General features: G+C 60.7%; 15 protein-coding genes and 1 other RNA gene. 7 read left to right on the top strand and 9 right to left on the bottom strand.

Features of this window, described 5'->3' with window-relative positions; translation table 11 throughout:
• Positions 1–58: 58 nt before the first annotated feature.
• The 6 genes from GYM54_RS09015 to GYM54_RS08990 form a co-directional block, all read right to left on the bottom strand.
• Positions 59–2500 carry a site-specific integrase gene (locus GYM54_RS09015; RefSeq protein ID WP_197445540.1) on the bottom strand — a complete coding sequence of 814 codons (2442 nt, stop codon included), beginning with the start codon at positions 2498–2500 and terminating at the stop codon, positions 59–61.
• Between the two features lie 98 nt (positions 2501–2598).
• Positions 2599–2977, bottom strand: a transfer-messenger RNA (tmRNA) gene (gene ssrA, locus GYM54_RS09010).
• 150 nt (positions 2978–3127) lie between these two features.
• Entirely contained in the window at positions 3128–3436 is a 309-nt protein-coding gene (locus tag GYM54_RS09005; protein WP_131650808.1) for a hypothetical protein, read from the bottom strand.
• 163 nt (positions 3437–3599) lie between these two features.
• Entirely contained in the window at positions 3600–6434 is a 2835-nt protein-coding gene (locus GYM54_RS09000; protein ID WP_197445541.1) for an FAD-binding and (Fe-S)-binding domain-containing protein, read from the bottom strand.
• A gap of 50 nt (positions 6435–6484) precedes the next feature.
• On the bottom strand, positions 6485–7654 hold the full coding sequence (gene lldD / locus GYM54_RS08995; protein ID WP_197445542.1) for an FMN-dependent L-lactate dehydrogenase LldD: 1170 nt from the start codon (positions 7652–7654) through the stop codon (positions 6485–6487).
• A gap of 166 nt (positions 7655–7820) precedes the next feature.
• Entirely contained in the window at positions 7821–9515 is a 1695-nt protein-coding gene (locus GYM54_RS08990; protein WP_197445543.1) for an L-lactate permease, read from the bottom strand.
• A 271-nt stretch (positions 9516–9786) separates the two neighbouring features.
• Here GYM54_RS08990 and GYM54_RS08985 point away from each other — a divergent pair, with 271 nt between their 5' ends.
• Positions 9787–10569, top strand: a complete 783-nt coding sequence (locus GYM54_RS08985; protein WP_131650804.1) for a GntR family transcriptional regulator — start codon at positions 9787–9789, stop codon at positions 10567–10569.
• Positions 10570–10621: 52 nt separating this feature from the next.
• Here the strand turns inward: GYM54_RS08985 and smpB are convergent, their stop codons facing one another.
• Positions 10622–11104 carry an SsrA-binding protein SmpB gene (gene smpB / locus GYM54_RS08980; protein WP_131650803.1) on the bottom strand — a complete coding sequence of 161 codons (483 nt, stop codon included), beginning with the start codon at positions 11102–11104 and terminating at the stop codon, positions 10622–10624.
• Positions 11105–11341: 237 nt separating this feature from the next.
• Here smpB and GYM54_RS08975 point away from each other — a divergent pair, with 237 nt between their 5' ends.
• Together GYM54_RS08975 and GYM54_RS08970 are read left to right on the top strand one after the other, a co-directional pair.
• Complete coding sequence (locus GYM54_RS08975) at positions 11342–11776, top strand: type II toxin-antitoxin system RatA family toxin (protein ID WP_181100271.1); 435 nt, start codon at positions 11342–11344, stop codon at positions 11774–11776.
• A complete protein-coding gene (locus tag GYM54_RS08970) occupies positions 11769–12089 on the top strand; it encodes an RnfH family protein (RefSeq protein WP_181100273.1) in 321 nt (106 codons plus the stop codon). Before GYM54_RS08975 ends, GYM54_RS08970 begins: the two co-directional genes overlap by 8 nt.
• 33 nt (positions 12090–12122) lie before the next feature.
• On the opposite strand, the gene GYM54_RS08965 is transcribed toward GYM54_RS08970, so the two are convergent.
• Positions 12123–12623 (bottom strand): outer membrane protein assembly factor BamE, encoded by a 501-nt coding sequence (locus GYM54_RS08965; protein WP_131650800.1) that lies wholly within the window; start codon positions 12621–12623, stop codon positions 12123–12125.
• 93 nt (positions 12624–12716) lie between these two features.
• Between GYM54_RS08965 and fur the strand changes: the two genes are divergently transcribed.
• Positions 12717–13124 (top strand): ferric iron uptake transcriptional regulator, encoded by a 408-nt coding sequence (gene fur, locus GYM54_RS08960; protein ID WP_131650799.1) that lies wholly within the window; start codon positions 12717–12719, stop codon positions 13122–13124.
• A gap of 57 nt (positions 13125–13181) precedes the next feature.
• Here fur and recN read toward each other — a convergent pair whose 3' ends face one another.
• Positions 13182–14855: a DNA repair protein RecN gene (gene recN, locus GYM54_RS08955; protein ID WP_181100275.1), complete on the bottom strand. Its 1674-nt coding sequence runs from the start codon at positions 14853–14855 to the stop codon at positions 13182–13184.
• Positions 14856–15108: 253 nt separating this feature from the next.
• Here recN and grpE point away from each other — a divergent pair, with 253 nt between their 5' ends.
• The 3 genes from grpE (at position 15109) to dnaJ (ending at position 18939) form a co-directional block, all read left to right on the top strand.
• Positions 15109–15678 (top strand): nucleotide exchange factor GrpE, encoded by a 570-nt coding sequence (gene grpE, locus GYM54_RS08950; RefSeq protein WP_131650797.1) that lies wholly within the window; start codon positions 15109–15111, stop codon positions 15676–15678.
• Between the two features lie 99 nt (positions 15679–15777).
• A complete protein-coding gene (gene dnaK / locus GYM54_RS08945; protein WP_131650796.1) occupies positions 15778–17691 on the top strand; it encodes a molecular chaperone DnaK in 1914 nt (637 codons plus the stop codon).
• Positions 17692–17811: 120 nt separating this feature from the next.
• Positions 17812–18939: a molecular chaperone DnaJ gene (gene dnaJ / locus GYM54_RS08940; protein WP_131650795.1), complete on the top strand. Its 1128-nt coding sequence runs from the start codon at positions 17812–17814 to the stop codon at positions 18937–18939.
• Positions 18940–18963: the final 24 nt, after the last annotated feature.

Here is an 18963-nt window from a genome sequence, read left to right as displayed (position 1 = left end):
AATTAAGGGATGTGTAAAAAGGGCAGGAGCAGGGCTCCCGCCTCTGTTTGGCTAGGCCTTATGCGTACGATTTCCAGTGGCGTTTAGGGGCTCGCACGTTCGGAAATGGCGTGCCCACCGGCCGCCCGACTTTGAAGTCACCTTGTGCTTTTTTTAGCTCCTGATAGTGCCGGTAATGGATGTGATCCAAGCCAAGCCCGAAATCGATTTTGTCGATCTCGTCCTTGAGGACGTCTGACGGATAGCAGTCGCCATAGCCGCCAGTTGTACTTTTATCAGCGTGACCCACGAGTGCTTTAGCTTTCGCGAGGTCCAGGTTCTGTCTGCGGAATTGGTTAATAAAGGTGTGGCGCAGGCCGTGATACGTCAGGCCCTCCTCTCCAAGGCCGCAGAGCCCCAAATAGCCATGACTGCGCTGGCTTGAGCCCAGGTACCAACGACTCGCAACGTGCCCAGGAGAAAGATCACCGTAGACACGGATATTTTCAAAAAGGGGAGCTTTTACATCGTGCTCTACTATGTCCAAGCGCGCTTGGTGATACTCAAGGAAGCCTGTTTCGATCAGCTGTTTATGTATGGGCACTAGCCGTTCAGAGTCGGACGTTTTGAGCTGCTTCGACCCAGTCCGATTGATGCTGATGATCCAAACGCCGAGCTCCTGCCGAATGTCTTCCAGCCGAAGCTGGCACAGCTCGCTGAGCCTCGCGCCGGTATAGAGGCCAAGCAGCGGCAACCAAAACTTGTAGTCGTCCAGACGCCAGCGAGGCGGCTGGGTCAGTGTGTAGGCCGGGCCGTGAAGAAGTTTCTCGATCTGGCTTGGGCTATAGGTGCGCTTCCTTGGGGCCTCGGCACCTTTGGTGCTGAATGCCAATCCGGCCGCGATGTTTTCGGTGATGTGGCCTTGATCATGGGCGTAGGTGACAAGCGCCCTTGCCAGCTCAAAGAACTTTTTCGCAGTGCGCGGGTTGATCGGCTCAAATTTCCCGTCGCTGATGATCTTACTCAGCGGCTGGTTACGGGTGGCGCGAAGGCGGTGCCGGTTCTTCGGATAGCTGCGCAGATGATCGCGTAGCGTGTTGAACTCAGCGCGAGTTAGCGTTTCGACTTGCCGGTGCCCGCCAAGCAGCTCGCACAGGCCTTCCAGGCGGGCCTTTGCGGTAATGCGAGTCCGCGGGTTAGCCCAGGCTCCTTCACGAATTTGCCGTTCTTCGTATTCCTTTGCCAAAGCTGCGAGGCTTAACCCTGCGTTTGGACCGCACGCCGGCGAGACGATGCGTTCGTTGACAGAGGGCTGCGAAAAGAGGGTTTCAAGCCTGGCTTTCTGCGAGTCGGGCAGAACGCTCCCGAGCGCATTCAGCAACGCGAGCGTGCCAGGATCCTGCGGCGGTGCCACAGCATCTGCCGGTGAGTTCAGCTCCGGAATCGTCTGCATAGGCTCGGTGGTTGCAGCAGAGCTCAACATCCGCCGAACGAGGTCACCGATCTCCTGCATCGCCTGGGCGTAAGGATCTTCGTGATCGTCTTCCTGAAAGTAACGCAACAGCACCTTATCAACCTTCTGCAGCGTATACGTCAGCATGAGGACCGCAATGATGATCGAGCTGGTGAGCAACTCAATCCGAAAGCTTTTCTTTTCTCTCAGATGCGCTTTCATGCACAGCGGATCGAGTTCGATAAGCATCACATAAAGCCCGGACTCTTCCTGCACCAAGAGCGCACGATCGATGATGCGTAGCTTCAAATGCATCGCGTTGGCTTGCTGAAGATGAAAATGCAAAGCTTGCCGAGACTGCGGTAGTGCTGGGGGGATGTGCATGAGATTCCGACCCTGGTCTGGGCGGGCATGGCACAGGTATTCATAAAGCGTCATCGCCGCAAACGCAGGAGATTCTTTCGAATACCGACCTGGAGAGGGTGGGACAGTCTCAAGCACATCAAGGGCGGCGTAAATGTACCGGGCAGCGTCGCTGGCGACGTTCTGGTTGCTGGTTCCGAGCGGCCAGTCAAAGCGTACGAACCCGACCCCAAGCGCTTTTACCAACGCGGGTGTTGGCGTGAGGGCGAAGAAGATTTCGCCGCCTGGCTCATGGCTATAAAGCACCACACGCTCGGCACTCTCTTTCATCATGCGAGCGTGGGCGGCCGATAGGTCTTGGTTCGCGAGCTTCATTGGCGACGGGCGTACTTTCCAAACTCGGTCGGCGAATTTGAGTGCTTCCGTTACCGCCAAGTGAAACCTTTGGAGGTCAGCCAGCAGGCGGTCAGAAAAGAGCTCGACGTAGTGCTCGGTCGCCTTCGCAAGAAACTGCTCGAAAGAGGCGTTCAAATACCTTGCGAGGTCACGTGCAAGCGCTTCGTCGTGGCTGAGCGACCATCGGATTTGCGCAGGCAGTTTCGGATTAGCTGCGAAGTGCTTCGGGAATGTGAGGTAGTACTGGAAGCCGGTGTTGGCTTGATAGACCAGGTGAGGGACACCTGTTTTGCTTTGACGCTTGGACATGATGGCATACCTTTTGGATTCACAGACGGACTGTGAGTAATCCAATGCCATCAAATCTGGTCTGAAACCCGCGTTCTAGACGGGTTTCAGTGTTGAATTGGTGGAGCCGGGGGGATTTGAACCCCCGTCCGCCAGTTCTCCGCTGTCGGTACTACATGCTTAGCCAGATCTATTGAGTTAACTCCGCGCCGCCCGATTGGCAGGGTGCTTGGAGCGAGCTGTATGAGTTTTAACCGTTACGTCTACAGCGAACTTGGCGGCGATCCTGTTCTATCTGACAGTCATTTCGGGTTTACAGGCATCCCCTCATGACCGCTGGCGCCGAAGCGACCAGATGAAGGTTAGGCGGCTAGCGCGTACCCTTCGTAGTTGTCGTCGTTGGCAACTATAAGTTTGCAACAGTGGATTTACGAGTTCTGTTACCAACTCGGCATGCACCTAGAGTTTCGTTACCGGCGTCGAATCCTAATCGGCCCCATGAAGCGGTCTGCAGCTTCATGTGCGGCGCAGTCTACGCCAAAGCAGAGGCTGCGTCGAACGCTTGATGGATTAGGTAAGAGCGTCTTGTCGGATTTCACGGGCTCTGGCTGCGAAGAGCGGGCAGGTCACCTGCCCGCGCTCAGTGGGTCAGTTGCCTGCGCCTGAACCCGATCCGCTGGTGCCGCCGCTGCCAGAGCTACCTGGGCCTTTGAGTTCCTGCAGTGCCTTGGTCGAGTGGCTGATGCAGGCCTCGGTGTCGCCGGACTGCTGTGCCTGTCTGGCCTGTTCGATGTGTTCTTCGATCTGGCTCTTGGCTGGTTCTCCAAGGGTGGCCATGTTGGTGGCCATGTTGTCGTCGACCTCCTGCATGTTGAGTTCGCAGAGATTTTTATCGGCGGCGAACGCAGCGGGGCTGGCGAGCAGTGCGGCTGCGGCGAGTAGGGCTAATCGTTTCATGAGCGTCCTCCAGGGAGTTGTCTTCCCGGCGGGCCTGCCTGAATCAGTCTGTCGTGGCGGCGCCGAGGCGATTGGAGCCCTCAGACTGCCGGGCTCTAAATTTCGGACTGCGGCTGCGCTCAAGCGTTTCATTTTTATGATGGCATCCTTGTCCATCGGGTGTTCAGGCGGGCTGGCTGACCTTGCTGCGGCTGACGCGATCGACCAGATAGACCAGTCCGTGATAGTCGATCTCGCCATGGCGGGAGAGGCCGATTTCGCAAGTCCGGCTGGTGGAGATGCCTTCGCTGCACACCTGCACGGCGTTCTTGAGGCTGCGCAGCGCGTGGGCGTTGAGTTCCGGCGTGGTGAAGCCTTTGTCGCCAGCAAAACCGCAGCAGTGGATGCCTTCGGGGATCACCACCTCCTTTGCGCAGCGTCGGGCGATGTCAATCAATGCCTGCGCCTCGCCCAGGTGTTGTGTGCTGCAGGTGACATGGACGGCGATCGGCGCTTCCTGCGGGACGAAGTCCAATCGGTCGAGCAGGTGCGTGCGGATGAAGCGCACCGGATCGTAGAGGTCGAGGCGCTGATCGGTCAGGCCTTGGACCATGCGCAGGGTGCAGGGACTGGTGTCGCAGTAGATCGGGTCGAGCCCGCCGCGGCTGGCCTCAAGCAGCGCATCGAGCATCTGTTGGCGCTTGCGTTCGCCCTGCTCGGCATAGCCTTTGGAGGCGAACGGCTGGCCGCAACATAGATCGTTCAGGTTGTCCGGGAAGATCACTTGGTAGCCGGCTTTCTCTAGCAGCGTGCGAGTCGTGTCGAGCAGGGGCTCCTGTTCCTGATCGCGTGCTGCCGGGCCCATGGCGCGGGAGACGCAGGCGGCCAGGTAGATCACGCGCGGGCGCTCGTCCTGCGGGGCAGGCTTGGGCAGGTGCAGGCGCTGCAAAGGTTGCGGCATGGCCGGCGTCCACTGCGGCACGCGACCTTTGCTGAGCCTGGAGAATGTCGCAGAGGTTTTACTCAGTGCCTTGGTGCCCATGATCAGATGCGCGCCGTTGGCAGCATGCAGCATGAAGCGCGTGCCCTGTACGGCGGTGCTGAAATGATCGGCCAGCCAGTTGGCGGTGCCGGTCTTGTTGGCTTCCTTGCCACGCAGCTTGCGCACCAGATCGCCGGTGTTGATGCCCACTGGGCAACGTTGGGCGCAAAGACCTGTGGCGGCGCAAGTTTCCACGCCGTGATAGTGGTAGAGGCGTTCGATTTCGGTGGTATCGACGCCGGCGCGCTTCTTCGCCTGGATGTCGCGCCAGATGACGATGCGCTGGCGCGGCGTCAGGGTCAGGCCATTGGATGGGCAGACCGGCTCGCAGAAGCCGCACTCAATACACTTGTCGACGATCTCGTCGGCGGCGGGCATCGGCTTGAGGTTCTTCAGGTGGATCTGCGGGTCTTCGGAGAGCACCACGTCCGGGTTGAGGACGCCGGTGGGATCGAGCAGGCGCTTGATCTTCCACATCAGCGCGTAGGCTTCGCTGCCCCATTCCAGCGCGACGAAGGGCGCCATGTTGCGCCCGGTGCCGTGCTCGGCCTTGAGCGCGCCGCCGAACTCCACCGCCACCAGCTGGGTGACGTCGTGCATGAAGGCTTCGTAGCGGGCGACCTGGGCCGGATCGTCGAAGCCCTGGGTGAAGACGAAGTGCAGGTTGCCTTCCAGGGCATGGCCGAACAGGATGGCCTCGGTGTATGCGTGCTTCTCGAACAGCTGGATCAAGCGGTTGACGCCTTCGGCCATGCGTTCGATGGGGAAGGTGACGTCCTCGATGATCACCGTGGTGCCGGTCTGGCGCACGGCGCCGACGGCGGGAAAGGTGTCCTTGCGGATGCGCCAGAGCTGGTTGTAGACCACCGGGTCTTCGCTGAAGTCGACCTGCTTCTCCACCGGAAAATGCGCGATGGAAGTCATGATCAGGTTGATCTGTTCGTGCAGCAGCGACTGGCTGGCGGCGCGGGATTCGATCAGCAGCGCGCAGGCGTTGGCGGAAAGGTCCTTGACCCACTCCGGCAGGCCTTTCATGTTTTCTACAGAGCGCATGCTGCGACGGTCGAGCAGTTCCACCGCCGACACCGGTTGCTGCTTGAGCACCGGCACGGCCAAGCAGCAGGTTTCCACATCGGGGAAGACGACCAGCGCGCTGGCCTTGTGCGGGTGGTCGGGCACGGTGTCGTAGGTCACTGCACTGATGAAGCCCAGCGTACCCTCCGAACCGACCATCAGGTGGTTGAGGATATCCAGCGGCTCGTCGTAATCGACCAGCGCGTTGAGCGAGAAACCGGTGGTGTTCTTCAGTCGGTACTTGTGGCGGATCTTGGCCGCCAGTTCGCTGTTGGCGCGGGTCTGGCGACCCAGTTCGGCCAGCTCATCGAGCAGCGCGCCGTGGCTCTGGCGGAAGGCGCTGACACTGACGGCATCTTCGCTGTCGACCACGGTGCCGTCGGCCAACACCAGGCGCAGGCCAGCGAGGGTCTTGTAGCTATTCTGCGCGGTGCCGCAGCACATGCCGCTGGAGTTGTTGGCGACGATGCCGCCGATCTTCGCGGCGTTGATCGAGGCCGGGTCTGGGCCGATCTTGCGGCCCAGCGGCGCCAGCACGGCGTTGGCGTTGGCGCCGATCACGCCAGGCTGCAGACGGATTTGTGAACCGCCGTTGCGAATCTCGCGGCCGTTCCAGTTGTCGCCGAGCACGATCAACACCGAGTCGGAGATCGCCTGGCCGGAGAGACTGGTGCCTGCGGCACGGAAGGTCACGGGCACGTTTCCGGCGTGGGCCAGCTTGAGCAATCCCACCACTTCGGCTTCGGATTCGACGCGCACCACCAGCTTGGGTATCAGCCGGTAGAAGCTGGCGTCGGTGCCGAAGGCCAGCGTGGAAAGTGGGTCGTCGAAGCGCCGCTCCGCCGGGATCAACTGTTCGACTGCTGCGAGAAAGTCGCTCGGCAGGGTTGCAGGCGCGTTCATGCGGGCTCCGGGATATCAAACGGGCCGCGTAAGCGCGCGGCTCGTGGGGCTCATTCGACGTGTTTGGTGCTTTGGTACTGACCCAGCTCGCGAACCAGCGAATCGGTGGTGATTTCGCTGATGGACTTGGCGCCGGTCAATACCATCGCCACGCGCATCTCCTTGTCGATCAGGTTCAGCAGGTTGGTCACACCAGCCTCGCCGTCCGCAGCCAGCGCATAGGCGAAGGCGCGGCCGAGCATGATGGTGTCAGCGCCCAGAGCGATCATGCGAACCACGTCCAGGCCGCTGCGGATACCGGAGTCGGCGAGGATCTTCAGGTCGCCTTTGACCGCATCGGCGATGGCCGGCATGGCGCGGGCGCTGGAGAGCACACCGTCGAGCTGGCGACCGCCATGGTTGGAGACGATGATGCCGTCGGCACCGAAGGTCACGGCATCGCGAGCGTCCTCGGCATCGAGGATGCCTTTGATCACCATTGGGCCGTCCCAGAACTCACGAATCCACTCCAGATCCTTCCAGGAAATCGACGGGTCGAAGTTGGCCGCCAGCCAGCCAATGTAGTCTTCCAGCCCGGTCGGATGCCCACGATAGGTGGAGATGTTGCCCAGGTCGTGCGGCTTGCCATGCAGGCCCACGTCCCAGGCCCAGAAGGGATGGGTCATGGACTGCAGCATGCGGCGCATGTTGGCGTTCGGGCCGCTCATGCCGGAATGCGCGTCGCGGTAGCGAGCGCCGGGGGTCGGCATGTCGACGGTGAATACCAGAGTGGTGACGCCGGCGGCCTTGGCGCGCTCCAGGGCGTTCTTCATGAAGCCGCGGTCCTTCAGCACGTAGAGCTGAAACCACATGGGCCGCTTGATTGCCGGCGCGACTTCCTCGATCGGGCAGACCGATACGGTGGACAACGTGAACGGAATGCCCTTCTTGTCCGCGGCGCGGGCGGCCTGGACTTCGCCACGTCGGGCGAGCATGCCGGTCAGGCCGACCGGTGCCAGGGCGACGGGCATGGACAGGGTTTCGCCGAACAGCTGGGTTTCCAGGCTGAGTTCGGACATGTTGCGCAGTACGCGCTGGCGCAGAGCGAGGCTGGCCAGGTCTTCGACGTTGCGACGCAGCGTGTACTCCGCATAGGCGCCGCCATCGACGTAGTGGAATAGGAAAGGCGGCAGTTTGCGTTTTGCAGCAGCGCGGTAATCCGTAGAGGCAGAAATGATCATCGTGTGTTCTCACCGAATGAAACGAGGTAAGTCTCGTGGTGCTCCCGTCTGTGACGAAGGCTGTGTTCCGATCTGGTTGTCCCGATCAGGCGAGGCTGAGCGTGAACGGGACAGCATTCCAAACGTCGTTGCCCCGGGCGTACCGGGGCAACGGTCGTGCATTACATCAGACGCCAACCAGTGGGTCCGTCACGCCCAGCAGGTAGATCGCCAGCATGCCGATCACACCGGTGAACAGCACATAGTACAGAGTAGGCCAAACGGTCTTGCGCAGCGTGACGCCCTCACGACCGAGCAGGCCTACGGTAGCCGAGGCGGCGACTACGTTGTGGATCGCCACCATGTTGCCCGCAGCCGCACCGACCGCTTGCGTCGCGACGATCATCGCGCCCGAAATGCCTAGCGACTGCGCAACGCCGAACTGGAACTGGCTGAACATCATGTTGCTGACTGTGTTGGAGCCCGCAATGAAGGCACCCAGTGCACCTACGGAAGGCGCCAGTAGCGGATAAATCCCACCCACGCTATCGGCGACGTAACGCGCCATGATGATCGGCATGCTGGCCAGGTCCGCGCCGTTGACGCCGGAGTTGATCAAGATGCGCACCATCGGCACGGTGAACAGCAGCACGAAGCCGGCACTGAGCAGCACGCCACTTGACTCCTTCACGGCGGCCTTGAGCTCCGATGCGCGCATGCCGTGCAGGAAGAAGGTGATCAGCACCACCGCGACGAGAATACCGCCGGGCAGGAACAGCGGCTCGATACTGGCGCCGATTCCTGTCTCGCCAAGAATGTTACCGAAGGCGATGGATACCGACTTCAGCGCGCTGCTGACTTCGGGGAAGACCCGGCTGATCACCAGGATCAGGCCCACCAGCACATAGGGCAGCCAGGCGCGGAAGGCACTCATCGGGCGCGCCGCGATGTCTTCTAGCTTCATCTCGACAGTGCCCAGCCATTCGGCCGGCCATTCCTTGGCATCGGCGAAGTCCCAGGCGTTCTTCGGTGTCAGGAAGTTGAAGCGAGCCGCGGTTGTAACGACGGCCAGACCGATGAGACCGCCCAGCAGCGACGGGAATTCTGGACCTAGGAAGATCCCGGTCGCGACATAGGGCAGGGTGAACGCCAGGCCTGCGAAAATCGCGAAGGGCAACACTTCGAAGCCGGCTTTCCAGCTTTTCTCCTTGCCGAAGAAGCGCGTCAGCATTATTGCCATGACCAGCGGCATCACGGTGCCCACAATGGCGTGAGTGATCGCAACGCTGCTGGTGATCTGCTGCAGGAAAAGGTTCCAGCTGGAGCCCTGGGCGGCCAGTTGAGCACCGATGGTGGCGGTGTCCAGGCCACTGTTGATGCCTACCACGATAGGGGTGCCGACTGCGCCGAACGATACCGGCGTGCTTTGAACCAACATCCCCATCAGTACGGCAGCCATGGCCGGGAAACCGATGGCAACCAGCAGGGGGGCGGCAATCGCTGCAGGTGTGCCGAAGCCGGAGGCGCCTTCGATGAAGCATCCGAACAGCCAGGCGATGATGATGGCCTGGATGCGGCGGTCAGGGCTGACGGTGGTGAAGCCGGCGCGAATGGCGGTGATGCCACCGGAGTGCTTCAGGGTGTTCAGCAGCAGGATGGCGCCGAAGATGATCCACAGCAGGCCAAGGGTGATTACCAGGCCTTGCAGCGTCGAGGCGATGATCCGGTTGAAACTCATATCCCAAACGAACAAGCCGATGGCAGCAGTGAACAGATAGACCAACGGCATGGCACGGCTGGCGGGCCAGCGCAGGCCAATCAGCATGATGGCGGCGAGCAAAATGGGCGTGAAGGCGAAAAGTGCAAGCAGTCCGGTAGACATGTCAGGCTCCCCCTGTGGTTGGGTTCAGACAGGACCCTGAGCGGACCGTGGAATAGGCGCCGGATAAAGATCTCATGATGAGTCCTCGTTATTATTGGCTTCCTGTAAATTGGTAATACCACTTAGCATGGAAGTGCCGCCAGCGTAAGAGCATCTCTGTTTTGCCGTCAATTAACTCGCTATAGACTTTGGTCGCAGGATCTACTCTTGCGAGTATTCAGCGCGATCGCTAGGCTCGTACTTATTGGTAAGACCACTCGAGGAGTGGAATATGGAAGTGGGAATGGTGCGTCACCGCCGGTTGGCGGATGACATCGTGACGCAATTGGAAGCGATGATTCTCGAAGGCACGCTCAAGCCGGGTGAGCGGTTGCCGGCGGAACGAACCTTGGCGGAACAGTTCGGCGTATCGCGACCGTCGCTGCGCGAGGCGATCCACAAACTGGTGGCTAAGGGTTTGCTGGTCAGCCGGCACGGTGGCGGAAACTTCGTGGCGCAGTCTCTGGGTACGACCTTCAGCGATCCGCTGTTACATCTGCTGGAGAACAACGCCGATGCTCAGCGTGATTTGCTGGAGTTCCGGCACACGCTGGAGGGCAGTTGCGCCTATTACGCCGCATTGCGCGCTACCGAGGTCGATCAGCAGCGCCTCGGCGAAGCCTTCGCCGCGCTACAGGATTGCTATTCGCGCGAGGGCGCCGTAAGCCGGGCGGAAGAAGGTGCCGCCGATGCACGCTTCCATCTGGCTATCGCCGAGGCCAGTCACAATACGGTCTTGCTGCACACCATTCGGGGCCTGTTCGATATGCTCAAACGCAATGTGGTGACCAACATTGGTGGCATGTATGCGTTGCGCGATGAGACGCGCAACATGCTCATGAAGCAGCATCAAGAACTGTACGACGCGATTATCGGGCGGCGCGCGGACGAGGCGCGGGACGTGATCCACCGCCATATCAATTACGTGCAGGAAGTGCTCGCCGAAGGTCAGCAGGAGGCCCGCCGCCTGGCGCGCGCGCAGCGCCGGCATGGCGACAAGGTAAAGGGTTCGTAGCGAATCTGGCGCCGAAAACCGCCCGGGATGGCTTCAAGCCTCGGGCGCGGACCTAATCGTCCTTGCCCTTGGTGCGCATGGCGCGCTGGATCTCGCGGGCCGAATCGCGCTCTTTCTCGGTGTGGCGCTTGTCGAATTCTTTCTTGCCCTTGGCAAGAGCGATATCGCATTTGATCAGATGCTTTTTCCAGTACAGCGAGAGGGCGACGCAGGCGTAGCCTTTCTGCTGCACAGCACCGAACAGCTTGCCCAGCTCGCGCTTGTTGAGCAGCAGCTTTCGGGTGCGCGTCGGGTCGGCGATGACATGGGTGCTGGCGGTGGTCAGCGGCGTGATGTGACAGCCCATCAGCCACGCCTCGCCGTCCTTGAGCAGCACGTAGCTATCCACCAGTTGCGCCTTGCCGGCACGCAGGCTTTTCACTTCCCAACCAGCCAGAACGAGGCCCGCCTCGAATTTCTGCTCGATGAAGTAATCGTGTAGCGCTTTCTTGTTCAGCGCGATGGTCCCGGGGGACTGTTTCTTCTGTTTGGCCATAGGTTGCGCATTATAGGGAGAGACGCTGCGGCTGGCGATAAGCGCTGAGCTGCGACGGCATGAAACTTGAGAGGGACGGGCTTATCCCCGACAATGTGCCATCTTTTCGTCCGCCCGTGCCGGTCGTGCTGCGTGCCGGAGGATTGTACGGGTGCCCTAATTCTTGCCATCGATGCCGTTGGCGTTCGTTTGGCTGTGGCGGTCTTTGGCTGTCGAATAATGAAGTAGAAGGTCTGCATGACGACACATATCCAACGCTCGGCATTGCTGCCATATCCGGCTCACGCATTGTTCGACATGGTCAACGACGTGGCCAGCTACCCCAAGTTCCTGCCCTGGTGTTCCGCCACCGAGGTGCTGTCTGCTAGCGAGACGCAGATGCAGGCCAGCATGACCGTGGCGAAAGCGGGGCTGAGTCAGCGCTTTTTGACACGCAACGAGCTGCAGCCGGGCAAGCGCATCGAAATGAAGCTGGAGGAGGGGCCGTTCAGCCACCTGCATGGTATCTGGGAATTCAAAGCGCTAGGAGAGAAGGCTTGCAAGATCAGCCTGGACCTGACGTTCGACTACGCCGGGCCACTGGTCAAGGCCACTCTCGGGCCGCTGTTCAATCAGGCGGCCAATACCTTGGTCGATGCCTTCTGTGACCGCGCGAAACAGCTCTATGGATAAGCAGGCCATCGCCATCGAGGTCGTCTACGCCCGGGCAGACAAGCAGAAGCTGCTTCGCCTGACGGTGCCACAGGGTACGAGCGTGCGTGCGGCGGCGCTGCAATCGGGAATGGATGCGCATTTTCCCGAGCTGGATCTGAATGCGGCGCCGCTGGGGATCTTCGGCAGGGCGGTGCTCAAGCCGGACGAGCGAATGCTGGAAGAGGGCGAGCGGGTAGAAATTTACCGGCCTTTGATTGCCGATCCGAAAGAAGTACGCAAGCAGCGTGCCGCGAAGGCAGCAAAGAACAAGGCAGAGGCGACAGGGAGTTGACGAGCCCGGGCGATCCGCGCTCTGCCTCGCAGCTTAGTTGGTTTCCAGAGGTTCCGGGATCGGCACCGGTACCGGCTCGGCTGCATCGACATCGCGCTGAATTTGCTCCAGCAGCGAGCCTGGCGCGGGGCTTTCTTCCCCAGTCGCCGCGGGCTCGACGGTCGTCGGCTGGCCGCCTAGGATTGCCTCGTCACGGCTGACGCCCGGCATGAAGTCACCGGCCAGGCCTGCGAGTTGATCGTTGCCGTTGAATACCAGGCTGACTCGCTCCTGCTGGCGCTGCCCGCCGCCGGGCTGGATGCTGTACAGATAATCCCAGCGGCTGGCGTTGAAAGTATCGGTGATAAGCGGGCTACCCATGATAAACCGCACTTGTGACCGGGTCATTCCGGGGCGCAACTGGTCTATCATGTCCTGCGTAACGACATTGCCCTGTTGAATGTCGACCTTGTAAACCCCGGGGAATGAGCAACCGGCGAGTGCGAACAGGCCCACGAGCGTGAGGCTGGACAGCATGAGCTTGGCATTTTGCATCGGTGGGTGACTTCCACTATCTTGGCTGGGCAAAGCCTGGATCATACCCGTATTGAAGGAGGCTGCGAAACAGCAGCAACGAGAAAGCCAACCATGGTTGAAAATAGCGAACTACGCAAAGCCGGCCTCAAAGTGACCCTGCCACGGGTCAAGATTCTGCAGATGCTGGATACCACCGATCGGCGCCATATGAGTGCCGAAGATGTCTACAAAGCGCTGATGGAGGCGGGCGAGGATGTCGGCCTGGCCACGGTTTATCGCGTGCTCACGCAATTCGAGGCGGCGGGGTTGGTGGTTCGCCACAACTTCGATGGCGGCCATGCGGTATTCGAGCTAGCCGACGGTGGCCACCATGACCATATGGTTTGCGTCGATAGCGGTGATGTCATCGAATTCTTCGATCATGACATCGAGAAGTTGCAAAAAGAGATCGTCCAGCGCCACGGCTACGAGCTCGTTGATCACAATCTGGTGCTCTACGTGCGCAAGAAGGCCGAGTGATTATTTAGTGCTGCGTAAAAAGGCGACCTTTCGGTCGCCTTTTTTCGTTGTGGCCGTTTACACCTGGACTGAGCTGATCATCTGGCGGGCGTGGGCCAGCGCTTGTTCGGTCAGGTCGACCCCGCCGAGCATGCGTGCAATCTCCTCGACGCGCTCGCTTTCCTGTAGCACGGCGACCGCCGTATGGGTCTCGTTCTGGCCGCGTGCTTTGTGCACGAACAGGTGGTGATGCCCCTGGGCAGCAACTTGGGGCAAATGGGTAACGGTCAGCACCTGTCCTTGTTCGCCGAGGCGGCGCAGCAGTTGACCTACCACTTCAGCGGTAGGACCGCCGATGCCGACATCGACTTCGTCGAACACCAGTGTCGGTACGTGTGAAGTCTGCGCGGTGATCACCTGGATCGCGAGGCTGATTCGCGACAGCTCGCCGCCGGAAGCGACCTTCGCCAGCGGACGCAGTGGCTGGCCAGGGTTGGCACTGACGAGAAATTCCACCTGTTCCAGCCCGTATGGAAGGTGCTCGCCTTCAGTGCAGGGCTTGAGCACGACTCTGAACTTGCCACCCGGCATACCTAGGCGCTGGATTTCCGTCTCCACCGAAGATGCGAGCGTCTCGGCTGCTTGCCGGCGAGCGTTGCTCAGCTCGGATGCCTTGTCTTGATAATGCCGGCTGTAGGCGGCCAGCTCCTCGCTCAGGCGCTCCAGCGCTTCGTCATCAGCGTTCAGGCTTTCGAGCTCTTCCAACAGGCGCTGCTGCAAGGGGGGCAGTTCGCCTGGTTGTACGCGGTGCTTGCGTGCCAGGGTATAAATGTTGTCCAGCCTTTCTTCCAGTGTCTGCTGACGCTCGGGGTCGGCATCGAAATGATCGACGAAACGATTCAGTTCGCCCATGGCCTCCTCGACCTGGATCTGCGCGCTGGCCAGCAGATTCACCGCTTCAGCCAGTGCGCCGGGCTGGTTCTGGAAAGCGGACAGGCGTTGCAGGCTGCCCGTCAGTGCCGACAGCACGTTACCGGCATCGCTCTCGCTGCACATGTCCATGACCTGGCGGCAGGCGCCGAGTAGCTGTTCGGCATTGGCCAGGTTCTTGTGCTCCTGTTCCAGTTGTCCCAGTTCACCTTCGCCAAGGGCGAGATTTTCCAGCTCTTCCAACTGATAGCTGAGGAGCTGATGGCGTGCGCGCTGCTCGTCGCTGCTATTGCTCAGGCGTTCGAGTGTCTGGCGGGTCTGGCGCCAGCGCTGTGCGGCCAGCTGTACCTGGCGCGCGAGTTCCTGGCTGCCGCTGTATTCGTCGAGCAGGCGCCGGTGGGTATCGGTTTTCAGCAGCGACTGGTGTTCGTGCTGGCTGTGGATATCGATCAGCAGCTCGCCGAGTGCCTTAAGGTCGCCCTGCGGGCAGGGGGTGCCGTTGATGTAGCCCCGCGAGCGGCCTTCGGCGGTGATGACGCGGCGCAGGATGCATGGGCCGTCATTGTCCAGGTCGCGCTCGGCGAGCCAGGCACGCGCATCGGGTATGTCGTCCAGATCGAAACTAGCAAGGATGTCGGCCTTGTCCGCGCCGATGCGCACCGCACTGCTGTCGGCGCGATCTCCCAAGGTAAGCCCGAGGGCATCGAGCATGATCGACTTGCCGGCGCCGGTTTCCCCGCTGATCACGCTCATGCCGCGCTGCAGTTCGAGATCGAGGTGTTCGACGATGGCGAAATTATGGACGGACAGATGAACCAGCATGGCAGGGCTCCCGAAAGCGTGGCTGGCTATTTATACAGTAGTTTTTGAGGCGGCTTCAAGCAGGAAGAAAAAGCAGTGACGAGCCGTAAGCTGCAAGCTCGAGAGGGAATACAAAGGTAAAGCATCTCGATGCAGCTCGAGCCGCTCATGCGTTTAGCTTGCTGGCCGCCCCTTGAACCAGGATTCCGTGCCCCCATATAGCGGCACAAGCGCGGGTTCGACAGCCCGCTGACGTTTTGATGAGGAGGATCGCATGGCCGACGAGCAGAACCTGGACAACCAGAACCCTGAAGAGAGCGAGGAATTGCAAGCCGAGGTGACCGAGGATCTGGCTGCGCGCGTGCATTCGCTCGAGGAGCAGCTGGCGGCGGCGCAGGACCAGTCTCTGCGGGTTGCCGCCGAGTTGCAGAACATTCGCCGCCGCGCCGAGCAGGACGTGGAGAAAGCGCACAAGTTCGCACTGGAAAAATTCTCGGGTGATCTGCTGGCGGTGGCTGACAGTCTGGAGCGCGGCCTCGAGCTGTCGAGCCCAGATGAAGAGGCCGTCAAGGCCGTGCGTGAAGGTCTCGAGCTGACGCTCAAACTGCTACTCGACACACTGGCACGCCATCAGCTGACGCAGCTCGACCCGCAAGGCGAGCCCTTCAATCCCGAGCATCATCAAGCCATGGCAATGGAAGAAAGCACCCACGCTGAGCCTGGCAGCGTGCTCAAGGTCTTCCAGAAGGGCTATCTGCTCAATGGCCGCCTGTTGCGCCCGGCAATGGTCGTCGTCAGCAAGGCGCCGGCGCAAACCCCGCCTTCGATCGACGAGAAGGCTTGAATTTCGGCTGCGGACCCCCATCTGGTAGCCAAGCGTTTTTGTGTTACCCGCAGCCGGTAAACAGGCGCGGATTTCATCCAAGATTTCGGAGATAGATAAATGGGCAAAATCATCGGTATCGACCTGGGGACCACCAACTCCTGCGTCTCTATTCTGGAAAACGGCAAGGCCAAGGTCATCGAGAACGCTGAAGGCGGTCGTACCACGCCGTCGATCATCGCGTATGCAAACGACGGCGAGATCCTGGTCGGCCAGTCTGCCAAGCGTCAGGCCGTGACCAACCCGCACAACACCCTGTACGCAGTGAAGCGTCTGATCGGCCGCCGCTTCGATGAAGAAGTCGTGCAGAAAGATATTCAGATGGTCCCGTACAAGATCGTCAAGGCTGACAACAGCGACGCCTGGGTGGAAGTGAACGGTCAGAAAATGGCGCCGCCGCAGATTTCTGCGGAAATCCTCAAGAAGATGAAGAAGACTGCCGAAGACTATCTCGGCGAGCCGGTCACTGAAGCGGTGATTACCGTACCGGCCTACTTCAACGACAGCCAGCGCCAGGCCACCAAGGATGCCGGTCGCATCGCTGGTCTGGACGTCAAGCGCATCATCAACGAGCCGACAGCGGCAGCACTGGCTTACGGCATGGACAAGGCCAAGGGCGACCACACCGTGATCGTCTACGACCTGGGTGGCGGTACCTTCGACGTATCGGTGATCGAGATCGCTGAAGTCGATGGCGAGCACCAGTTCGAAGTGTTGGCCACTAACGGCGACACCTTCCTCGGTGGTGAGGACTTCGACATCCGTCTAATCGACTACCTCGTCGACGAGTTCAAGAAAGAAAGCGGCATGAACCTCAAGGGCGACCCGCTGGCCATGCAGCGCCTGAAGGAAGCTGCTGAGAAGGCCAAGATCGAGCTGTCCTCCAGCCAGCAGACCGACGTCAACCTGCCGTACATCACTGCCGATGCGAGTGGTCCGAAGCACCTGAACGTGAAGATTTCCCGCGCCAAGCTCGAAGCGCTGGTCGAGGATCTGGTGCAGCGCACCATCGAACCTTGCCGCATCGCGCTGAAGGATGCCGGTATCGATGTATCGAAGATCGACGATGTGATCCTGGTCGGCGGTCAGACCCGCATGCCGTTGGTGCAGCAGAAGGTTGCAGAGTTCTTCGGTAAGGACGCGCGCAAAGACGTCAACCCGGACGAGGCCGTTGCCATGGGCGCTGCCATTCAGGGCGCGGTACTGGCCGGTGACGTCAAGGACGTGCTGCTGCTGGACGTGTCCCCGCTGACCCTGGGTATCGAAACCATGGGTGGCGTGATGACCGCGCTGATCGAGAAGAACACCACCATCCCGACCAAGAAGTCGCAGGTGTTCTCCACTGCCGATGACAACCAGAGCGCCGTGACCATCCACGTGCTGCAGGGCGAGCGCAAGCAGGCCAGCGGCAACAAGTCACTGGGTCGTTTCGACCTGGCCGAGATCCCGCCGGCACCGCGCGGCATGCCGCAGATCGAAGTCACCTTCGACATCGACGCCAACGGCATCCTGCACGTGTCCGCCAAGGACAAGGCCACCGGCAAGCATCAGTCCATCGTGATCAAGGCCAACTCCGGTCTGTCCGAGGAAGAAATCGAGCAGATGGTGCGCGACGCCGAGGCCAACGCCGAGGAAGACCGCAAGTTCGAAGAGCTGGCCGGTGCGCGCAATCAGGGTGACCAGTTGGTCCATGCGACTCGCAAGATGATCACCGAGGCTGGCGACAAGGCCACCGAGGAAGACAAGGCCAGCATCGAGAAGGCCCTTGCCGAGTTGGAAGTTGCTATCAAGGGTGACGACAAGGCCGAGATCGAGGCGAAAATCGCGGCGGTGTCCCAGGCCTCTACACCCCTGGCGCAGAAAATGTATGCCGAACAGCCTCAGGGTGGCGAAGGCCAGCCGGCCGGTGACAATGCGCAGCCTGGTGACGACGTGGTCGATGCCGAGTTCGAAGAGGTCAAGGACAACAAGTAAGCCTGGCTTACTCCGCTCCAGTCCGTCCCGACTGCGTTCGGGCGGGCCAGATCGCTGCGCGGGGGCTTGCTCCCGCGTCGGCGTGTCTGGAGGGTACGAATTTGAAGGTTCAGGAAATTTATGGCCAAACGTGATTATTACGAAGTGCTGGGCGTCGAGCGTGGCGCCAGCGAGGCGGAGCTGAAAAAGGCTTACCGTCGTCTCGCCATGAAGCACCACCCCGATCGCAACCCAGGGGATAAGGCGGCCGAGGAGAGCTTCAAGGAAGCCAACGAGGCTTATGAAGTGCTTTCGGACGCCAGCAAGCGCCAGGCCTACGATCAGTACGGCCACGCCGGTGTCGATCCGCAGATGGGAGCCGGCGCGGGTGCAGCCTATGGCGGCGCCAATTTCTCCGACATTTTCGGCGACGTGTTCAGCGATTTCTTTACTGGTGCCCGCGGCAGCTCCCGTGGTGGTGCGCAGCGCGGCAGCGATTTGCGTTACACCCTCGAGCTGGATTTGGAAGAGGCCGTGCGCGGCACCACCGTGACCATTCGTGTGCCGACGCTTGCCGAGTGCAAGACCTGCGATGGCTCCGGCGCCAAGAAGGGCACCAGTCCGGTTACTTGCACTACTTGCGGTGGCATCGGTCAGGTCCGCATGCAGCAGGGCTTCTTCTCCGTTCAGCAAACCTGCCCGCGCTGTCATGGCAGCGGCAAGATGATCTCCGACCCTTGTGGCAGCTGTCATGGCCAGGGGCGTGTTGAAGAGCAAAAGACGCTGTCGGTGAAGGTGCCGGCGGGTGTCGATACGGGTGACCGCATTCGCCTGACCGGCGAGGGCGAGGCCGGAACTCAAGGTGGCCCGGCGGGTGATCTATACGTGGTGGTCAACGTGCGAGAGCACGCGATCTTCCAGCGCGACGGCAAGCATCTGTATTGCGAAGTGCCGATCAGTTTTGCTGACGCGGCGCTGGGCGGTGAACTGGAAGTGCCAACCTTGGATGGTCGCGTCAAGTTGAAGATCCCCGAGGGCACCCAGACCGGCAAGCAGTTCCGCTTGCGTGGCAAGGGTGTGGCGCCGGTGCGCGGTGGTGCGGCGGGCGACCTGCTGTGCCGGGTTGCGGTGGAAACACCGGTTAACCTGAGCAAGCGCCAGCGCGAAATGCTCGAGGAATTCCGCGGCACGCTGCAGGGCGACACCTCTCATTCGCCCAAGGCCAGCGGCTGGTTCGAAGGTGTGAAGCGCTTTTTCGGCGATGTCTGAGCGGAAGCTGGAAGCTTGAAACCG

Source organism: Pseudomonas sp. MTM4 (assembly GCF_019355055.1).
Lineage (GTDB): Bacteria > Pseudomonadota > Gammaproteobacteria > Pseudomonadales > Pseudomonadaceae > Stutzerimonas.
This window is presented reverse-complemented; position numbering and strand designations above follow the sequence as displayed.

Excerpts from the sequence above, each read along its gene's own strand:
- GYM54_RS09015 (WP_197445540.1), bottom strand. The coding sequence starts at position 2,500 with ATGTCCAAGCGTCAAAGCAAAACAGGTGTCCCTCACCTGGTCTATCAA.
- GYM54_RS09005 (WP_131650808.1), bottom strand. The coding sequence starts at position 3,436 with ATGAAACGATTAGCCCTACTCGCCGCAGCCGCACTGCTCGCCAGCCCC.
- GYM54_RS09000 (WP_197445541.1), bottom strand. The coding sequence starts at position 6,434 with ATGAACGCGCCTGCAACCCTGCCGAGCGACTTTCTCGCAGCAGTCGAA.
- lldD (WP_197445542.1), bottom strand. The coding sequence starts at position 7,654 with ATGATCATTTCTGCCTCTACGGATTACCGCGCTGCTGCAAAACGCAAA.
- GYM54_RS08990 (WP_197445543.1), bottom strand. The coding sequence starts at position 9,515 with ATGTCTACCGGACTGCTTGCACTTTTCGCCTTCACGCCCATTTTGCTC.
- GYM54_RS08985 (WP_131650804.1), top strand. The coding sequence starts at position 9,787 with ATGGAAGTGGGAATGGTGCGTCACCGCCGGTTGGCGGATGACATCGTG.
- smpB (WP_131650803.1), bottom strand. The coding sequence starts at position 11,104 with ATGGCCAAACAGAAGAAACAGTCCCCCGGGACCATCGCGCTGAACAAG.
- GYM54_RS08975 (WP_181100271.1), top strand. The coding sequence starts at position 11,342 with ATGACGACACATATCCAACGCTCGGCATTGCTGCCATATCCGGCTCAC.
- GYM54_RS08970 (WP_181100273.1), top strand. The coding sequence starts at position 11,769 with ATGGATAAGCAGGCCATCGCCATCGAGGTCGTCTACGCCCGGGCAGAC.
- GYM54_RS08965 (WP_131650800.1), bottom strand. The coding sequence starts at position 12,623 with ATGCAAAATGCCAAGCTCATGCTGTCCAGCCTCACGCTCGTGGGCCTG.
- fur (WP_131650799.1), top strand. The coding sequence starts at position 12,717 with ATGGTTGAAAATAGCGAACTACGCAAAGCCGGCCTCAAAGTGACCCTG.
- recN (WP_181100275.1), bottom strand. The coding sequence starts at position 14,855 with ATGCTGGTTCATCTGTCCGTCCATAATTTCGCCATCGTCGAACACCTC.
- grpE (WP_131650797.1), top strand. The coding sequence starts at position 15,109 with ATGGCCGACGAGCAGAACCTGGACAACCAGAACCCTGAAGAGAGCGAG.
- dnaK (WP_131650796.1), top strand. The coding sequence starts at position 15,778 with ATGGGCAAAATCATCGGTATCGACCTGGGGACCACCAACTCCTGCGTC.
- dnaJ (WP_131650795.1), top strand. The coding sequence starts at position 17,812 with ATGGCCAAACGTGATTATTACGAAGTGCTGGGCGTCGAGCGTGGCGCC.